This window comes from Streptomyces sp. NPDC001858 (assembly GCF_053594615.1).
In genome coordinates this window covers 150,063-166,479 of record NZ_JBSFEV010000020.1, presented here as the reverse complement: position 1 = coordinate 166,479, position 16,417 = coordinate 150,063, and the positions used below count along the sequence as shown (strand labels likewise).

11 protein-coding genes and 2 pseudogenes are annotated in these 16,417 nt (G+C 68.3%); 12 read left to right on the top strand and 1 reads right to left on the bottom strand.

From position 1 onward, the window contains the following. Window positions 1-854 precede the first annotated feature (854 nt). From ACWCPF_RS26465 to ACWCPF_RS26440, 6 genes are all read left to right on the top strand, one after another. Window positions 855-5,321 (top strand): hypothetical protein, encoded by a 4,467-nt coding sequence (locus ACWCPF_RS26465; RefSeq protein ID WP_451047584.1) that lies wholly within the window; start codon window positions 855-857, stop codon window positions 5,319-5,321. Between the two features lie 149 nt (window positions 5,322-5,470). Then, window positions 5,471-6,193 carry a Crp/Fnr family transcriptional regulator gene (locus ACWCPF_RS26460; protein WP_451047586.1) on the top strand — a complete coding sequence of 241 codons (723 nt, stop codon included), beginning with the start codon at window positions 5,471-5,473 and terminating at the stop codon, window positions 6,191-6,193. A gap of 173 nt (window positions 6,194-6,366) precedes the next feature. Further along, a complete protein-coding gene (locus ACWCPF_RS26455; protein ID WP_451047583.1) occupies window positions 6,367-7,101 on the top strand; it encodes a hypothetical protein in 735 nt (244 codons plus the stop codon). A gap of 277 nt (window positions 7,102-7,378) precedes the next feature. Further along, window positions 7,379-8,119 carry a hypothetical protein gene (locus ACWCPF_RS26450; protein WP_451047582.1) on the top strand — a complete coding sequence of 247 codons (741 nt, stop codon included), beginning with the start codon at window positions 7,379-7,381 and terminating at the stop codon, window positions 8,117-8,119. Next, entirely contained in the window at window positions 8,116-8,424 is a 309-nt protein-coding gene (locus tag ACWCPF_RS26445; protein WP_451047581.1) for a helix-turn-helix domain-containing protein, read from the top strand. The genes ACWCPF_RS26450 and ACWCPF_RS26445 overlap by 4 nt, the downstream gene beginning before the upstream one ends. Next, window positions 8,421-9,557, top strand: a complete 1,137-nt coding sequence (locus ACWCPF_RS26440; protein WP_451047580.1) for a hypothetical protein — start codon at window positions 8,421-8,423, stop codon at window positions 9,555-9,557. The genes ACWCPF_RS26445 and ACWCPF_RS26440 overlap by 4 nt, the downstream gene beginning before the upstream one ends. Window positions 9,558-9,764: 207 nt before the next feature. Here the strand turns inward: ACWCPF_RS26440 and ACWCPF_RS26435 are convergent. Then, window positions 9,765-9,875: pseudogene (locus tag ACWCPF_RS26435) on the bottom strand (IS5/IS1182 family transposase); the annotation flags it as partial. On the opposite strand from ACWCPF_RS26435, the pseudogene ACWCPF_RS26430 reads away from it, so the two are divergent. The 6 genes and pseudogenes from ACWCPF_RS26430 to ACWCPF_RS26405 all read left to right on the top strand — a co-directional run. Next, window positions 9,865-9,975: pseudogene (locus tag ACWCPF_RS26430) on the top strand (IS5/IS1182 family transposase); the annotation flags it as partial. The pseudogenes ACWCPF_RS26435 and ACWCPF_RS26430 sit on opposite strands and share 11 nt — an antisense overlap. Window positions 9,976-10,164: 189 nt before the next feature. Continuing rightward, entirely contained in the window at window positions 10,165-10,386 is a 222-nt protein-coding gene (locus ACWCPF_RS26425; RefSeq protein ID WP_451047579.1) for a hypothetical protein, read from the top strand. A 56-nt stretch (window positions 10,387-10,442) separates the two neighbouring features. Further along, the gene (locus ACWCPF_RS26420; RefSeq protein ID WP_451047578.1) at window positions 10,443-11,066 is read left to right on the top strand and encodes a restriction endonuclease; all 624 of its coding nucleotides are present in this window, start codon (window positions 10,443-10,445) and stop codon (window positions 11,064-11,066) included. 73 nt (window positions 11,067-11,139) lie between these two features. Continuing rightward, window positions 11,140-11,535 (top strand): effector-associated constant component EACC1, encoded by a 396-nt coding sequence (locus ACWCPF_RS26415; RefSeq protein WP_451047577.1) that lies wholly within the window; start codon window positions 11,140-11,142, stop codon window positions 11,533-11,535. Beyond that, window positions 11,532-15,233: a caspase, EACC1-associated type gene (locus ACWCPF_RS26410; RefSeq protein ID WP_451047576.1), complete on the top strand. Its 3,702-nt coding sequence runs from the start codon at window positions 11,532-11,534 to the stop codon at window positions 15,231-15,233. The genes ACWCPF_RS26415 and ACWCPF_RS26410 overlap by 4 nt, the downstream gene beginning before the upstream one ends. Before the next feature lie 323 nt (window positions 15,234-15,556). Then, window positions 15,557-16,393, top strand: a complete 837-nt coding sequence (locus ACWCPF_RS26405; RefSeq protein WP_451047575.1) for a vWA domain-containing protein — start codon at window positions 15,557-15,559, stop codon at window positions 16,391-16,393. The last annotated feature ends 24 nt before the right edge of the window (window positions 16,394-16,417 follow it).

The window sequence follows — 16,417 nt, the reverse complement described above, 5'->3', positions numbered from 1 at the left end:
CCGTTCCCACTCGGCATCCGTCAGATCACCCCGCCCCATGCCACAGGAACGACTCGGGCAAGAAGCAGTCACATGATCGGCCGGACAAGTCCTAGGCGTCGCAGCCGAAGGTGACCACGGGGGCGAAGTCGGGAGGGACGTGGTCACATCACGGTCTTCCTCGGGTTGTCCGCCCTGTCCATGGCACCGCACCGCCCACTGTTCGGCGCAGCATGCCGGTATCGACGTACTGCTGCGCTTGTGGGTGTGTGGCTGGTGGGTCGTGCCCGTCGGAGCTCTTTGGTCCGCGAATGGTCCGGCGGTAATCCCTTTGGGTGCCAGAATGTAGCCTTAAGGAATTAATCGATTACGGTGGGTATTATCCGTTACGGGTTGCCTGGAGCGCAACAGCGCCTCCAGGCAACTCACTTGAGACCCTAGAAGAAGCCAAGCTTCTGAGGGCTGTAAGAACAAAGAATGTTCTTCGTCTGCTGGTGGTACATGACGCCTGGCGTCGTGACCAGGGAAAACGAAGGTTTGGTCAGCTGTAGGTTGGGTGCCGGCCCGCCTATGGTCCGGATCTTGGTCTCGATTGACGTCGTGGGTGCGACCTCGAGTGAGGTTCTGGAGTCCACGGGCAAAGGGGATGCGCGACGGTGCTCAAGTTTGTAGCGAGCCCGGGGGCACGCGGCTCGTCGATGGAGGGCGACTCGTGGGCGGCTTCATGCAAGGTACGTCGCGCAGGCTGTTGCCCAAGGCGGACAGCCTCAATGAAGCACGCTCAGCGGTCTCGGCGCACCTGGCGTGCACGCGGTAGCGTCCGCCTACGCGCGCAGGGCCGGTCCCGACGGGCCGGAGGGGGCAGAGGGGGAACGGTGACACCGCGACCGGGTGGCGAGACGGACAAGTTCGGCAACCGCTACGAGGGAGCCTGGACAGTCAGACATGCCCTGTACGTACTGCTGGGCTCGGGCACGTCGCTCTGCGTCGAGCCGGGCGGACCGTTGGGCGAGGGGGTCGAGTTCGTCTACCGGCACGACCACGGGACGGAGGTGCACCAGGTCAAGCGGCAGAACCGCAACGCGAACAGCTGGAACGTGGCCTCCCTCCGCGACAAGGGAGTGTGGGAGAGCCTGCGTTCGCACGTCGAGGCGGGGCGGGCGTTTCATTTTGTCTCCGTGCTTCCTGCCCGTGCGCTCGACGAACTCGCCGACCGCGCCCGCCGCTCCGACGATCTTGCCACCTTCCAGTCCGAGTGGCTGACGGACGAACTGAGGGGGCCGTTCGACGCCCTCACTTCGGCCGACATCTACGGCTCGGCAGCGACTGCCTGGCTGATGCTGAGAGGGCTCCGGGTGGAGTGGCACAACGAACGGGACCTTGTGCACACCAACGCGGTCCTGGCCGAACAGGTCCTGGCCGGAGCTCCGGGCCGTCTGTCGGCGCTCGCCCTCGGTGAACTCCTCCTCGACAACCTGGGCTCTACGCTCGACGCTGCGGCCCTCACCGCCCGGCTGGCTCCGCACGGACTGCGGGGTGTTGCGCGGGCCGACGTCGCCGCAGTGTCCGACGCGGTGAGCACAGTGGCGTGCCGGTGGGCGGGGAGTGTTGAACGTACGCTACTCAGGCCCACGATCCCCCGCGAGGAGGCCGCCGGCCTCGTGGCGGAGGTCGGCGACGGCACCCGACGGCTCATTCTGCTGACCGGTACCGCGGGCGGCGGGAAGAGCGCGGTGCTGCACCAGGCCTTCACCGCTCTCGACGAGGCGGCCACTCCGGTTCTCGCCATCCGTCTCGACCGTCTGGAGCCTTTCGGCTCGACCCACGAACTGGGGCAGCGCGTCGGCCTGCCCATGTCCCCGGTCGGTGCCCTCGGCGCCGTGGCGGACGGGCGTCCCTGCGTCCTCGTGGTGGACCAGCTCGATGCCGTCAGCATGGCGTCGGGACGCATCCCGGACACCTTCGACGCGGTGGCCGACCTGGTGGACGAGGCTGCGGCACATCCCGGCATGCGGGTGATCCTGGCCTGCCGCGCTTTCGACGTAGAGGCCGACGCTCGCATCCGCAGGCTCACCGCCCCGGACCGCTGCGCACGCGTCGAGGTCGGGCCGCTCTCCGACGCCCAGGTCGACGCGGCCGTCACCAGCATCGGCCTGGACGCCTCCCGACTGGCCCAGCCGCAGCGAGCGTTGCTGCGCTCACCCTTGCATCTCGTCCTCCTTGCCCAGGTGGCGGACAAGGAGGAGGCCCTCTGCTTCCACACCACCCGGCAGCTTTTCGACGCCTTCTGGGACACCACACAGGTGGAGTGCGCCCGGCGTCAGCCCCCTGTGCGCTTCCACGACGCAGTCTCGGCCGTTGTAGCCGCCATGAGTGCGCGCCAACGGCTGTCCGTGCCGTACAGCCTGCTCGACACGGACGACCTCGCCCCCAGCCGGAAGGTACTGGAGTCGGAACACGTCTGTGTGCGCGACGGCCGTCAACTGGCCTTCTTCCATGAGAGCTTCTTCGACTACGCCTTCGCCCGCGACTGGCTCCGGCGCGACGAGAGCCTGGTCGCCTTCCTCACCGGTGGGGAGCAGGAGCTGTTCCGCCGCGGACAGCTTCGACAGGTGCTGGATCATCTTCGAGATCTCGATCCGGAACGGTTCGTCGAGGAGATCGAGGCACTGCTGACCAGTTCGGATATTCGCTATCACCTCAAGGACTTGACCCTGGCCGTGCTGCGTGGGTTGGACGCTCCCACCGCTGTTGAGTGGGGTGCCATCACACGTGTGCTGGACACGCGCCCACCCTTCCGTGACCGCCTGTTCGACATGGTCGGCCTACCTGCCTGGTTCCGTCGCGCGGACGACGAGGGAGTCGTCGAGAACTGGCTCGGCAGCGCCGACACACGAGAACAGGACCGGGCGGTAAGGCTATTGGTGGCGGTCGCTGACGCCTTACCCGACCGGGTGGCCTGTCTCCTGGAGCCGCACACCGCGGACTATCGGTACAGCGCCTGGCTGGCCCAGATCGTTCCCCACGCCCGCCTCGCCGACAGCCGGCCGCTCTTCGACCTACTACTCGACGGCGTGCGAGCGGGCCTCTTCAGCGGTGTTGAACACGCCCTCTGGGATCCGGCGGGCGACCTGGCGGCTGACGAACCCATCTGGGTGGTCGAGTTGCTGGGCGCACTGTTGGCGGAACGCCCAGACGCCCTCCAGTTGGACGATCGAGGCAGTGTGGCGGTGCTGCTGATCCGGGACCACGCGGCACTTCGGATGGTGACCGCCGCCGCCGTCGGCGCTCCGGAGGAGTTCTGTGTCCGGATGCTGCCGGTCCTGTTGGACGTCATGAGCCTGACTGCCTATTCGGCACGGACCGAACGGCCCGTCCTCGACCGCCACTTCTGGCACCGCCATCCCGACGACGACCCAAGCGATTTGGGCGACGCCTTGTTGCAGGGCGCGGCCGAAGCCCTGCGAAACATGGCGGGCCGGGACGCCTTGCGGACGCGTCAGCTTGTGGAACATCTGGCGAGCGAGCCGTACGAGGCGGCGCAGTGGCTGCTCTACCAGGCGCTGGCTGCGGCGGGACCCGCCCTTGCTCTGCGGTCCGCCGAGATCCTTCTCCAGGGCGGACACCGTCTGCTGTCCGGCTACGCAGAAAATGCCGTGTGGGGCGCCCGTGAGGTCCTCCGCGCCGTCGGCGGCACCCTGTCCGACGACACCTTCGGGCAGCTGGAGGAGTCCCTGCTCCACCTGCGGCTTCCCCCGGACAAGGAACTCTCGCCCTGGCACGAGTTCACACTGCTGACGGCCCTTCCCGAAGTCCGGCTCTCCGAGCGGGCGACGCGTCGGCTCGGCGAACTCCGCCGGCTCCACGGAGATCGACAGGCGCCGGACGAACCGGAGGGGGGCACGGGCGGGTGGGTCGGACCGCCCATCCCGTCGGAAGCGGCCCAGCACATGAGCGACGACCAGTGGCTGAAGGCCATGAGGAAACACAGCCAGGACCGAACCGACTGGGCAACCAATACCGGCGGGGCGCGCGAGCTGTCCCACGTGCTGCGGAGCATGACGGTGGCGGACCCCGGCCGGTTCGCGCGGCTCGCATTGCGGATCGACGCCGGGACCCACCCGGCCTACGGTGCATCGCTGCTCCTCGGCCTCGGGGAGGCAGAGCCGTACGACGACCCGGAGACTGTCTTCGCGGCGGTGCGCCACTTCGCCGCCAGGGGCAGGCCGGCGCAGGACCGGTGGCTGGGGCACGCCCTGCAGAAGTACCTCGACCACGTGCCGCTCGACCTGGTGAAGGCGCTCCTGAGTCGCGCTCTCGATTCCGGTGAGCCGAGCGAGGCCGACGATCTGTCCGGCGCGCAGACATCCGGCGAGCACGGGAACGACGTGACGCGCGACCTGCTCACCGCCGGGATCAACACGGTACGGGGCAGTGCGGTCGAGATCCTGGGCGATCTGCTCGTCCACGACGCGGACGGGTCTCGCGCCGCTGTGGTCGTCCCTCACCTCGGCCGGCTGGCAGCCGACCCCTCCCTCGACGTCCGGGCCTGTGTGGCCCACGTGCTGCGTGCAGCGATCCGTCACGACCGTCCGGCGGCCGCTGACGCCTTCGCGGTGCTCGTCCAGGCCCCCGACCACCTGTTGGCGTCACCGTACGTGCCCCGCCTGGCCATCGCCCTGATGCACGGAGACCCGGCGTCGGCCGGACCGCTGACGGAACGGATGCTGCGCTCCCCGGTGGTGTCGGTGCGCCGGGTCGGCGGGCGGGTCGCCGCGCTGGCAGCGATGGAGTGGGAGATGCCGGACCTGCTGGCGAAGGTACTCGCCGGGAACGACCTGGCGCAGCGGCAGGGAGCGGCAGACGTGTGCGCCCAGCGCCTGCTGAACACCGGTGACGCGGCGCTGGCCCACCACGCGCTCGTCCGGTTCTTCCACGACCCTGAGGAGGACGTGCGGGAGGCCGCTGCTGCGGTGGCTGCTGCTTTGCGCGGCCGACGTCTGGGGCCCTACCACCGGACACTGACGGCACTGATCGACTCCCGCGCCTTCGAGCCAGCCCTGCCGCAGCTGCTGATCACGCTGGAACACGCCCCTGACCGGGTCGATGAACTGGTGCTGACGTGCGTGCGGCGCTTCGTCGCGGTGTTCGGAGCCGCGTCGGCTGATTTGGCCCGCAGTGCCGCGGCCGACGCCCGCCACATCGGTCGCCTGCTGGTCCGTGCCTACGTCCAGGCCACCTCCCCCGTGCGTCGGTCCGAGATCCTCGACCTCCTGGACCGGCTGCTGCTCCTCGGGTCCTACGGCGTGGCCAAGGCGATCAACGACTCCGACCGGCCCTGAACGCGACCGGACCTTCCCGGTCCCGACCCACGTGAAGTACGAGGGGTGCTCCGGCTGTGCGCCTCCGCGCGCCCCGGCGTGTGTCCGGCGCACCGGCGGGCCGGGCGGAAAGGCTCGCCGCCGCGGTGATTGAGTGCTGTGCTGTGCAGATGATGCACGGCTCGAACCCCAACGGTCGCGCGGCCTTCCTCGACACGTTGTCACCTGAAGCACGCACGGCCTTCATCCAGCTCGGTGACCAGCGCCGCTACGCCGTGGCAGACGTACTCATCCACGAGGGAGATCAAGCACAGGAGTTGGTGGTCCTCCACGAGGGCCTGGTGAAGGTGACCGCCCGGCTGGACGGTGACCGGGTGTCGCTCATGGACATCAGGATCGCCGGGGAAGTCGTGGGCGAGGTGGCGGCTATGGGCGTCGGACCGCGATCGGCCACGGTCACCGCCTGTGGCGATGTGGTCGCCACTGTTGTCCCAAAACCTGAGCTGGAGGCCTTCCTCCTCGCCCATCCCGAGATGTCTCTGTCGCTCATTGCGATGGTCTGCGGCCGACTGCGCCGATCCGACCGCTTGCGGCTCGAATTTCGTGGATATCCGGTCCCGGTCCGACTGGCGCGCGTCATCGTCGAACTTGCCGAGTCGTACGGGCAGCCCAGGCGGACGCTCAGGGGGCTCGACTGGAACAGGGTGCGCATAGATGTGAGTTTGTCCCAGTCGGAGCTCGCCGCGCTTACCGCATCCACCAAGCACACCGTGCACAAGGCTCTCGCCCAGCTACGGAAGGACGAGATCATCACCACCGGGTGCCGGCAGACATCCATCGAGGACCTGGCCCGCCTGCGCAAGGCAGCCCGGCTGGGTGTGTCGGCAATCTAGGGTCATGGCAAGTAAGCCGCATTAATGCGGCTTACTCGGCTGTTCCTGCCCCTTCCTCTCACAGTTGGCGTGCACCGCACCCAACCCCTCTTGGAAGGTGGCGAGTTGTCGTGAAAGAGATCTCTTCTTGCCGGCCGCCTGACGGCCTGCCGCACCGTCGGCTGTGCCTGGCCGTGGACGTTGAGCAGTACAGCCGTCTCGACACCCGGACGCAGTCAGTCGTCCAGTCCGAGCTGGTCCGGATGCTGGACGAGGCCGCGGCGCTGACCAGGCTGGACCGGACAGCCTGGAAGCGTCAGCCGCAGGGCGATCTGGAGTTCGCCGTCCTCCCCGAGGCAACGCCGGAGGACGCCGTTCTGGGCCCGTTCGTCCACCACCTCGCGGTCCGCCTCGGAGACCGCAATGCCCGCCCGGCCGCCGAGCGGATCAGGCTGCGGATGGCCGTGGACACGGGCGTGGTCGCGGACGCCGCTCTCGGCCACGCCGGTCCGACCCCGGTCGCCGTGGCGCGCTACGTCAACGCACCCCAGCTCCGGGCCGTACTCGCCACCCTCACCGCAGCGGATCTCGCGGTCATCGTGTCGGACCAGCTCTACCAGGATGTCGTGCGGTCCGGACGGCCGGACCTCGACCCCGCGCAGTACGTGCGGGCCCATGTACAGGTGAAGGAGTTCGGCGGCTACGGCTGGATCCGCGTGCCGGGCCACGCGCCGGACGACGTGCGGTCGGCAGTGGCCCAAGAGCCGGAGCCGACACCGGAGCCCCCGTCGGACGGCGACGCCCCGAGCCGGGTGGCGCTGTCCCAGTACGTCCACCAGGGTGCCGCCGTCGGCCGGGACGTCGTCGGCGGTCTCACCGTCGGCCTGCCCGTGCCCCCTCCGCCGACCGGCCCCGGGCTCACCCGGTGACGGCCCCCCACCAGACCCGGTCCTGGCGCGAGCGGGGCGACAGCCAGTGGGCGGACTACGGGGTGAATGTCGGCCATGCCGTGTACGGCGGCATTCACTTCCACCCGCCCGCCTCGCCTGCCGCACGGTCCCGGCGTCGGAACGGGACGGCGCAGTCGGCCCGCTTGACGTGGCACACGGCCCTGCGGTCGGCCCTGACCGACCTCGCACGTGCCTGCGAGCGAGTCGCCGCTGCACTGGCGCACCTCCGGCCCGATGAGGCCGGAAAGGAGAAGAGATGACATCGACCGGACCCGGGGGCGTTTTCGCCCGGATCGACCGGGGCGTCCTCGGACCGCCCGGCGGCACGCGGCCGTCCCTCACGGTGCACATCGGCTCCTGTCCGATCCGGCTCTCCCCGGAGGAGAGCAGGAGCGCGCTCTACGGACCGCGACGGGACGCGGTGCTGGGCGCGGCGGTCTGGCGACAGGCAGTCACCCAGGCCCGGCGGGAGCCGCACAATGGCGACGGCACCGGACGGCTGCTCGTGCTCTGGCTTACCCTCCCCGGGCTGTACCGGAACCTGCACCGGATCCTGCGCGTCTGGCGGATCGACCGGGCGGACCTGGAGTCGGAGGCCGTGCTGGCCGTGCTCGCAGCCCTCGACACGGTGGACCCGGACGGCCCGGACACGGGCGGCCGCCTGATCAAGAAGGCGGTCAATCAGATGTGGGCCTATGCGAAGAGCGTCACCCGCGAGGTTCCCGTCGTCGACGTCGGCGCCTTTGCCGAGGCCCGCAACGCCACTGCCTCCCTGGAGGAACGGCCCCTCCCGCCCGAGGGATGGGAACTGCACATCACGCCCCCGCCTCGCCGCGAGGGTCTGTACGCCACGCTCCGCTTCGCCGAGCCATGCCCCCGGCAAGGCGGCCGGCGCACCGGTACACGCCTGCACGAGCTGGTGTTCCGGGCCCGCCGCCACGAGGAGGCCGACCTCATCGGCACGTTGGTCCTGCGCCCCGCGGGAGCCCGGCGATGAGCGGGCGGTCCGGACCACCTCTCGGCTTCGCGGAAGCCTTCGACCTGCCCCTGAGCGTCGATCTGCGCACAGCCGCCCGCGCCTTCGGTATCTGCCCTGCGACGGCATACAAGCTGATCCGACTCGGCGCATTCCCGTGCCCCGTGCTCCGGGTCGGCGGACGCTACCGCATCCCCACCGCATACCTGCTGCGCACCCTCGGCATCGAGGAATGGCCGGTGTACGCCGGCCCCCTGGAGGACGACGCCCCGCCCGCAGCCCGGCCCGACGACACCCACCCCCACGCATCGGAGGTTCCCGCATGATCACGTCACAGACGCTCCGACAGGAGTCCGACCAGCCCCGGAATTGCTTCGTCGTCGGCCCCATCGGCGACCCGCACGCCGCGCACGGCAGCCCCGAGCGTGAGGCGTACGAGCACCACCTCGGCATCTTCGAGCAGGTGATCGCCCCCGCCTGCGAGAAGTACGGCATCACCGCTGTGCGCGCGGACGGCATCGCGCACGCCGGTGACATCAACGAGCAGATCTGTCGGCACGTCGTCGAGTCCGACCTGGTCGTCGCGGATGTCAGCGGCGGCAACCCCAACGTGATGTACGAGCTGGGGCTGCGGCACATCACGGGCAAGCCGACGATCCACATCGGGGAGGCCGGGCAGCTGCCCTTCGACATCGCTTCGATCAGGACCATCCGCTACCAGCGGACGCGCAGTCATCTGGCCGGAGCGTGCAAGGAGATCGAGAGCGCCCTGGAGGCCGGGCTCCGCGACGGCTTCGAACTCCTCACACCGGCACGGGTGCTGCGCGGACTCCAGACCGGTGACGGACCGGCCTCCGCCTCAGAGGTCAGCGACGGGGAGAACGGGGAGGACATGGATTCGCCCGGTCTGCTCGACGACTTTGCTGTGATCGAGGACGGGCTGGACGAGACGACCGCCGACATGGAGGCGATCACGAAGACGATCGAGACGATCGCAGTCCTGACCGAGCGCTCCGCCACCGAGATGCTCGAACTAACCCAGGCCAACGCTCCCGCGAGCGCGCGGCTCGCCGCCGTCGCCCGGTACGCGGAGACGATCAGCGCACCGGCGGGCGAACTGAACATCATCGCCGCCGCGTTCGGGCAGCGGATGGTGAATCTTGACAGTGGGGTGCGGGCCGTGCTGGGGCTCATCGAGATGACGCCACCCAACGAGCGAGGCGAGGGAACGGAGGCGTTCCTGGAGCAGCTGATGTCGCTGGATGAGGCCGCGCGGGACAGCCTGGCACAGATCGGCTCCTTCGGCGCGTCGGCGGGCACCATGGTCCGGGTGAGCCGGCACCTCCGTAAGCCGGTGAAGGAGATCTCCTCGGCGGTGACCCAACTGACCGCCGCCATCACGAGGATGGGGGAGTGGTCGGCCAAGGCCCGCGTGCTGGCTCGCAGTGACACCGCATGACACTGCATCGAGGGACCCGGACCTCCTCAGAGGTCCGGGTTCTGTGTTCTCACGCAACGGCTCGCACACACATTGACGGGCCGCTGCCGGCCGATCCACCTGCGGTCCTGTCCTACAGCGGAGTTGAGGGCGCAGCTCTTGCCGCAGCAGAAGCTGTCGTCCAAGGCGACGCCGATACATGGCTGTGGCCGTCGGGGATGATGGTGACCCCCGGTAGAGGATCGCGTTCACGATCTTCCGCATGTCGTAGGCATCGTGGTGGCCGCTGACCGAGCGGTGCCGGTCCTTCCACGCGGTGATCACCGGCTCGATCAACAGGTCGCCTCGTCGCTCTGCGAAGGTCCGCGCACTGGTCGAAAAAGGTATCGCCAGCCTCAAGCCCTGGCGACTTCTCCGCAAGATCGGCTGCTCGACTACCGGATCACCTGCCAACTCGTCCCCGTCACCGATCCGGCGACTCCCAGCCGGAGCACCTGCCGGGGCGCAGGGGGGCACGCGAGGCATGCACGGTGCTGCAACGCGCCACCACTTCGGCTGAAGATGCACTGCCCGGGACGGATGCTTTCCCGATATTCATGAAGGCTGGGGTGGGAAACGGGGGGTTCCGATGCTGCTCGTCGTGGCATTACTGGTGGTCGGAGGCACGGCGCTGGTGTCGCGCTGCGGCGGCCCGACAGCGTTCCACCGGCCATGTCGCCGCAGACGCAGGGGGTTGTTCGCGCGCTGTCGGGACCATACCTTCACCTTGGTCACGATTACCGATCTGGCAGGCCTCGCGCTGTACGGACTGGCCTGTGGCTTGTTGGCGCTGTTCGGCCCGGCCGTCTGATGCCGCGCAGGCGGAGCCAGGGCGGCTGGGCGGCGGTGCCCTGGTGGGGATGGGGCGTGGGCGCCGTGGCCCTCATCAGCGGGTTGTGGCAGGCGGCTGGGCAGTGGCCGGAGCGGACGGGCATCGCCCTGACCGTTGCGGCCGTGGGACTGGGCCTGAAACCGGGACGGCTGGCCGTACGGAGATGGACCGACCGCTCAGCTCTCGCCGCGGGGCCCCTACGGTATTCGCTGGCGCATCTCGATGCCCTAGATCCTCAGGCGTTCGAGCAGGCGGTCTGTTCCCTGCTGCGCCGGGACGGACTGACCGCGGAGCACGTGGGAAGAGCGGGGGACAAGGGCGCTGACGTACTCGTCGTCGACCGTTCGCGACGACGGGTCGTCGTCCAGTGCAAGCGGCTGCGTCCGGACCGCAAGGTCGGGGACCAGGACGTGCAGCGAGTCAACGGCACCTATCGCCACGACCACGGTGCCCAGTTTGCGGTGATCGTCACCACAGGAGGCTTTACGGCAGCGGCCAGAGCCAGCGGCCCACGCTACGGGATTCGCCTGGTGGACCGGGATGCGCTGGAGCGGTGGGCTGACCTGGGTGAGCCGCTGTACAGAATTCTGCGAATTCCCGACGAGGGCGTAAGACGTCGACGCCGGGCGGCCGGATCGTGGCGGAGTGGCAGGAACTAGGGTGACGGCGCAGTCGAACGAGATACATCTAATTCTGGTTCAGAACGGGCGAGTTGGCAGTATGAGGGGAATCATGTCGGACGAGATCGAGTCGGCGCGGATCCAGGTGTTCGGCGCCGACCCGCGTCACGCGGAACTCGAAGCGCGAGAGCTTCGTGAGGTTCTGCAGGGGCTGGACGACGCCAAGGTGCGCTTCGCTCCTTCTGAAGCGCCGGTCACCAGGGAGGGCGCGAAAGGGCCGGAACTGTTGACTCCGGAGGTCGTGCTCATCCTCACTACGGGCACTCTGGCGCTGGCACGGACTGCCATCAAGGCATGGGTCGAGGTACGGAAGAGCCGCAAGGTGCGTGTTGTACATGCCGACGGCACTGTCACGGAGTTCCAGGGCGGAGTGTCCGGGCGTGAGGTGAAGGCACTGCGCGACGGCCAAGGTGATGTGCCGGGAACCGGCCAGGGAGCCGGAAGATGAGCCGGAAGCATGCCTTACTCGTGGGCACCGCCACCTACGCGGATGTGAACTTCCCCGACCTGCCTTCAGTGCGTGCGGACCTTCACTATCTGAGCCAGGTACTGGAGATGCCGGCGGTAGGCCGGTACGAGAAGTGCGTACGGGTCGAGGACGCGTCGAAGACGGCCATCAAGCAGGCCGTTGAACGGTTTCTCCGGGACCGCGAGCCCGACGAACTGGTCGTGCTCTACATCAGCGGCCACGGGGCCTACGACCGTGAGGATGGTCAGCTCTACTACGTCACCACGGACACCGAGGCGGGTCGGCTCCAGCAGACCGCGCTCGAAGCCTCCTATGTGACGGACCAGTTGGAGAAATGCGCAGCTCGGCGCAGAGTCCTGCTCCTGGACTGTTGTTTCAGCGGCAGCGCGGTGCAGGGCTTTCGCAGCAAGGGAGTGTCACACTCGGCCGCCGCGCCGGTGGTCGAGGCAAGCGGCGTATATGTCATCACCGCGTCGCAACACTGGGAGCAGGCCTTCACCACTGATGCGGACCAGCCCTCGCAGTTCACCAAAGCGATGATCGAAGGCCTGCACTCAGGACAGGCGGACCTGGATGGCGACGGTCAGGTCTCGGCGAACGAACTCTTCCGGTATATCAGCCGTGACTTGAGGAAGGCACCTGACGGACGTCGGCAGACGCCGACCCAGTCCAGCCTTCAGGTGACCGGTGACGTCTATCTCGCCGATGCCGCCGCCGGACGCCAGATCCCCGCGCTCAAGCCGCTGCCCGCCGGCCTCACCGCGGTCACCGACGGAACCGGAGGGGCAGCGCCGGCCCCGGTCAAGGCAACCAGGGCGGTGCACGACGACTCCGCCTTCACCGACACCGACTGGGCAGACCTGCTGACGTACTACCAGCACTGTCTGGAGGCGGAGAACTCCAGTGACGAACTGCTGCCGCTGGTGGGCAGCGACCCGCCCCGCGTGGTCTGGCCGGCGAGGGAGGAAGTCCTGCTCTCCGGTGTGGAAGCCAGCGTGCAAGCGCCGGCACGCGTCGTGGACCTCGCCGAGCGAGCGCACAAGGAAGGCGCAGACCTCTGGTACGGATACCCCGTAGCCGTGCTCTACGACGGCAAGCGACAGGTGTGCGCACCGCTTGCCATGCGCCAGATCGAGATCGAACGTGGGCCACAGGGACCCAGTGTGGTGACTCCCACGGGGCCGATCATCCTGCATCCCAAGCTCGTTCTCGACCGGTTGGGCAAGGACGAAGGCAGGGAACTGCTCGCCGCCTACCAGCCCAACTGGCGACCGGGCTTCCGGGAGGACATGGTCCGCGATCTTCGCAGCCTGCTGCAGGAGCTGGGGCTGTCCGACACTGAGCATCTTGATCCCGGATCGCTCGGCGATGGCAGCTCGCTGTACGCCGCGCACGAAGGTGCCCGCAATGTGGCGGTCGTCTTCGCGGCCCGGCCGGACTCGGGGGCCACCGCGCAGCTGATGAAGGACTACAAGACGCTGGCGAGGAGCGTCGGGCAGTTCGCGGGCACTGCGCTCGGGGCATTCCCCGGGCGCGCGGACTCGGAAGCGGACGAAGGCGCCGAGGAAGACGTGCAGGTCGTCGCTCCGCTGGAACTGAACGAAGTGCAGGAAGCGGTCATCCGGTCCGCCATGGTCCGCAGGCTCACCGTCGCAACCGGACCGCCTGGCACTGGCAAGAGCCAGCTCATCGTCAACGCGGTCGCCACCGCCAGGGCGGCCGGCCAGACGGTCCTGGTCGCCTCCACCAACAACAAGGCGGTGGACGAGGTTTGGGAGCGCTGCGAAGCGCTGGCTCCGGGCCTTCTCGTGCGTACGGGTAACCAGAACGCCATAGAGGAAGAGTTGCGGACGCTGGAGCGGCTGACCCGCAGTGCTCGGCCCCACCAGTCTTCCCAAATGCACCGAGGCGAGCTGCGGAACCATCTGCGGGAGCAGGAGGCACTGCGTGGTCAACTTGCCGAAGCCGCCGGTAGAGAGCGGGAACTGGCGGACCTGGGCCGACTGCGCTTTTCCTTCGCAGCACAACGCCATGCTGCCCCTCAGACGCTCGCAGCTGCTCTGGGCGACGACGTGGCGCTTGGCCGCTGGTTGCGCCGAGCTCGCACGGCGGTGCGCCTCGGCTTCTTCGGGGGATGGCTGCGAAGCCGTTGCCTGCGCGGTATCGGCCCGCTGTCCGTCCAGACTTCCGGGCGCGCTGAATTCGCCGGCCTTGTGGCTTTCGCGGAGGCCGAGGCCGCTTGGCGGCAGAAAAGCACCGAGGCCGAAGGTGTAGCGGACGATCACGAACTCCTGACGGTGTCTCGGGAGACCGATCGACGGATACGCGAGACGGCGGCACTACTGCTGCAGGCGCTGGTGGCAGAGCAGGCGACGACCATCCGCGCGGCCCTTCACGACCGGATCGAAGCCGTGAAATCACGATCACCGCGGCAGTGGTCGTCCCTGGAGCGGATCCTGCCCCAGGTTTCGGGCTGGGCCGTCACCGCGAGGTCCGCACGGCGGTTCCGGGACCGCGCTGCCCTCTTCGACCTGGTCATCGTCGACGAGGCGAGCCAGTGCTCCACGCCAGATGTGCTGCCTTTGCTGTTTCGCGCACGGCGGGCTCTCGTGATCGGTGACCCCATGCAGTTGCAGCACATCACCACGCTTCAGCCCCGGCAGGAGGCCGAGGCGCATCGAGGGGCGGGGCTGCGAGCCAGCTGGCTTGATGAGCACCGGCTTGAGCACCGTCGCTACTCCTCGTTCCATGCGGCTGCCCACGCCGCGGGAAAGACTCTGCTGCTGGACGAGCACTTCCGCTGCCATCCGGACATCATCGGCATCTCCAATCGGCACTGCTACGGCGACCGGCTCACCGTTCTCACAGAACCCCGGTCATTGCGGCGCCTCGAAGGAGTTGCTGCGGTTCAGTGGCTCGATGTGACCGGAACCGCGCGCAGAGGCGGTAACGGATCGTGGATGAACGAGGAGGAGGCGGATCGGATTCACCTTTCGGTGGAGCGGCTGCTGATGCGGCTGCCTGATGGCTCGACGGTAGGGGTCGTCACCCCCTTCCGAGCGCAGAAGGAGCTGATCGCCGAGCGCTGGAAACACGAGTCGCGTGTCCGTATCGGTACGGTGCACACCTTCCAGGGAGGACAGCAGGACGTGATCCTGCTGTCGCTCGTCGCAGGCGCGAGAATGCGCCCGAGCGCGGTCAACTGGCTGTGCCGGGAGGTCAATCTGTGGAACGTGGCCGTTACCCGCGCTCGTTCGCACCTCATCGTGTTCGGCGACCGCGACTTCTGGGCGGCCCGGGCGGGGATGCCCGCTGTGCTGCTGGACGCGGCCGAGACCAAGGGCGCGTCGTCGTTGCCAGCCGCGGAACCGGGACAGCAGGATGAGCTGGTCGGCGACCGGCTCCAATTTCTTCTGAAGGCCGAGATCTCCGGAGTCCTGATCGATCGGAACGTCACGGTCGATGGCTATCCGTGCGACTTCGACGTCCGTCGGCGTACGGGTGCGACACAGGTCCAGCTGGATCACGGGGCGCCCGCCGACCTGGAGGACGGCGCCCGCCACCTGAGGCTTGCCCTCAGCCATGCGGCGCTGTTGCCGAACGGTGTGCGACTGCCTGCCTGGCACGTCTGGGCCGACCGGACGGAACGAGTGACGGAGCTACTCGGCGGCCAATGAGGACGAGGCACCGACATCGGAGTGCTGAGCGTCCGCGCCGGTCGCCCGGACGGCTATCCCAACCTCGATGGCAGCCAACCGTCGGCACCTTTCACTGAGTTGCCCAGCTCGACATCGTGCAGCAGAGGGGCAGGACAGGAGGCATCGAGGTGCAAGGCCTCGGCAGCAGCACTTTGAGCACGTCCGCCCCTACACCGACGACTTCGCACTACGATGCGGTCGGGGGATTTCTGTGAGTCGAGGCGCGCGCTGATGGCCTGAGCGTTTGCACGTCGTACGAGTCCTCCGACATCGACTTCTTCGCAGTCCGCCAGGAGCCCAACGTGCCGTATACGGCAGAGATCAGCCGCAGCAACCCGACGAGCATCATCTTTCTCGTCGATCAGTCGACCTCCATGAGCGACCCCATCGGCGGCGAGGTTCCGCAGCAGAAAGCTGATGTAGTTGCCGACGCCATCAACCGGCTGCTCACCGAACTCTCGGTCAAGTGCGCAAAGGAAGAGGGCGTCCGCGACTACTTCCACGTCGCGGTCGTCGGCTACGGCGCCACCGTCGGCTCGGCGTTCGCGGGCTCGCTCGCCGGACGGGACATCGTTCCCCTCAGCGAGGTGGCGGACAACCCGGCCCGCGTCGACGAGCGAAGCAAGAAGGTGCCTGACGGTGCCGGTGGTCTGGTCGAGACCGTGGTCAACTTCCCACTGTGGATGGACCCGGTCGCTCATGGTGGAACCCCGATGAACCGCGCCCTTCAGTATGCGGAGAGCCTGGTCGCCGCCTGGACCGAGCGGTACCCGGCGAGTTTCCCGCCCATCGTCATCAACCTGACGGACGGGCAGTCGACCGACGGCGACCCGACCGCGGCTGCCGAGGCCGTCACTTCGCACGCCACCGCCGACGGTGCCGCGCTGCTGTTCAACCTGCACGTGTCCGCCGCAGGGGGAACACCCACTGCGTTCCCCGACAGCGCGGACGGTCTCCCCGACAGCTACGCCCGCACGCTCTTCTCCATGTCGAGTCCTCTGCCGAGCCATATGCGTTCGTACGCCGCATCGCAGGGCCAGCGGGTCAGCGAGACCACGCGGGGCTTCGTCTACAACGCGGACATCACCACCGTCGTACAGTTCCTCGACATCGGCACCCGCGCCACCGAACTGCGGTGACGGCTCCACCCTCCTGCGTGTACG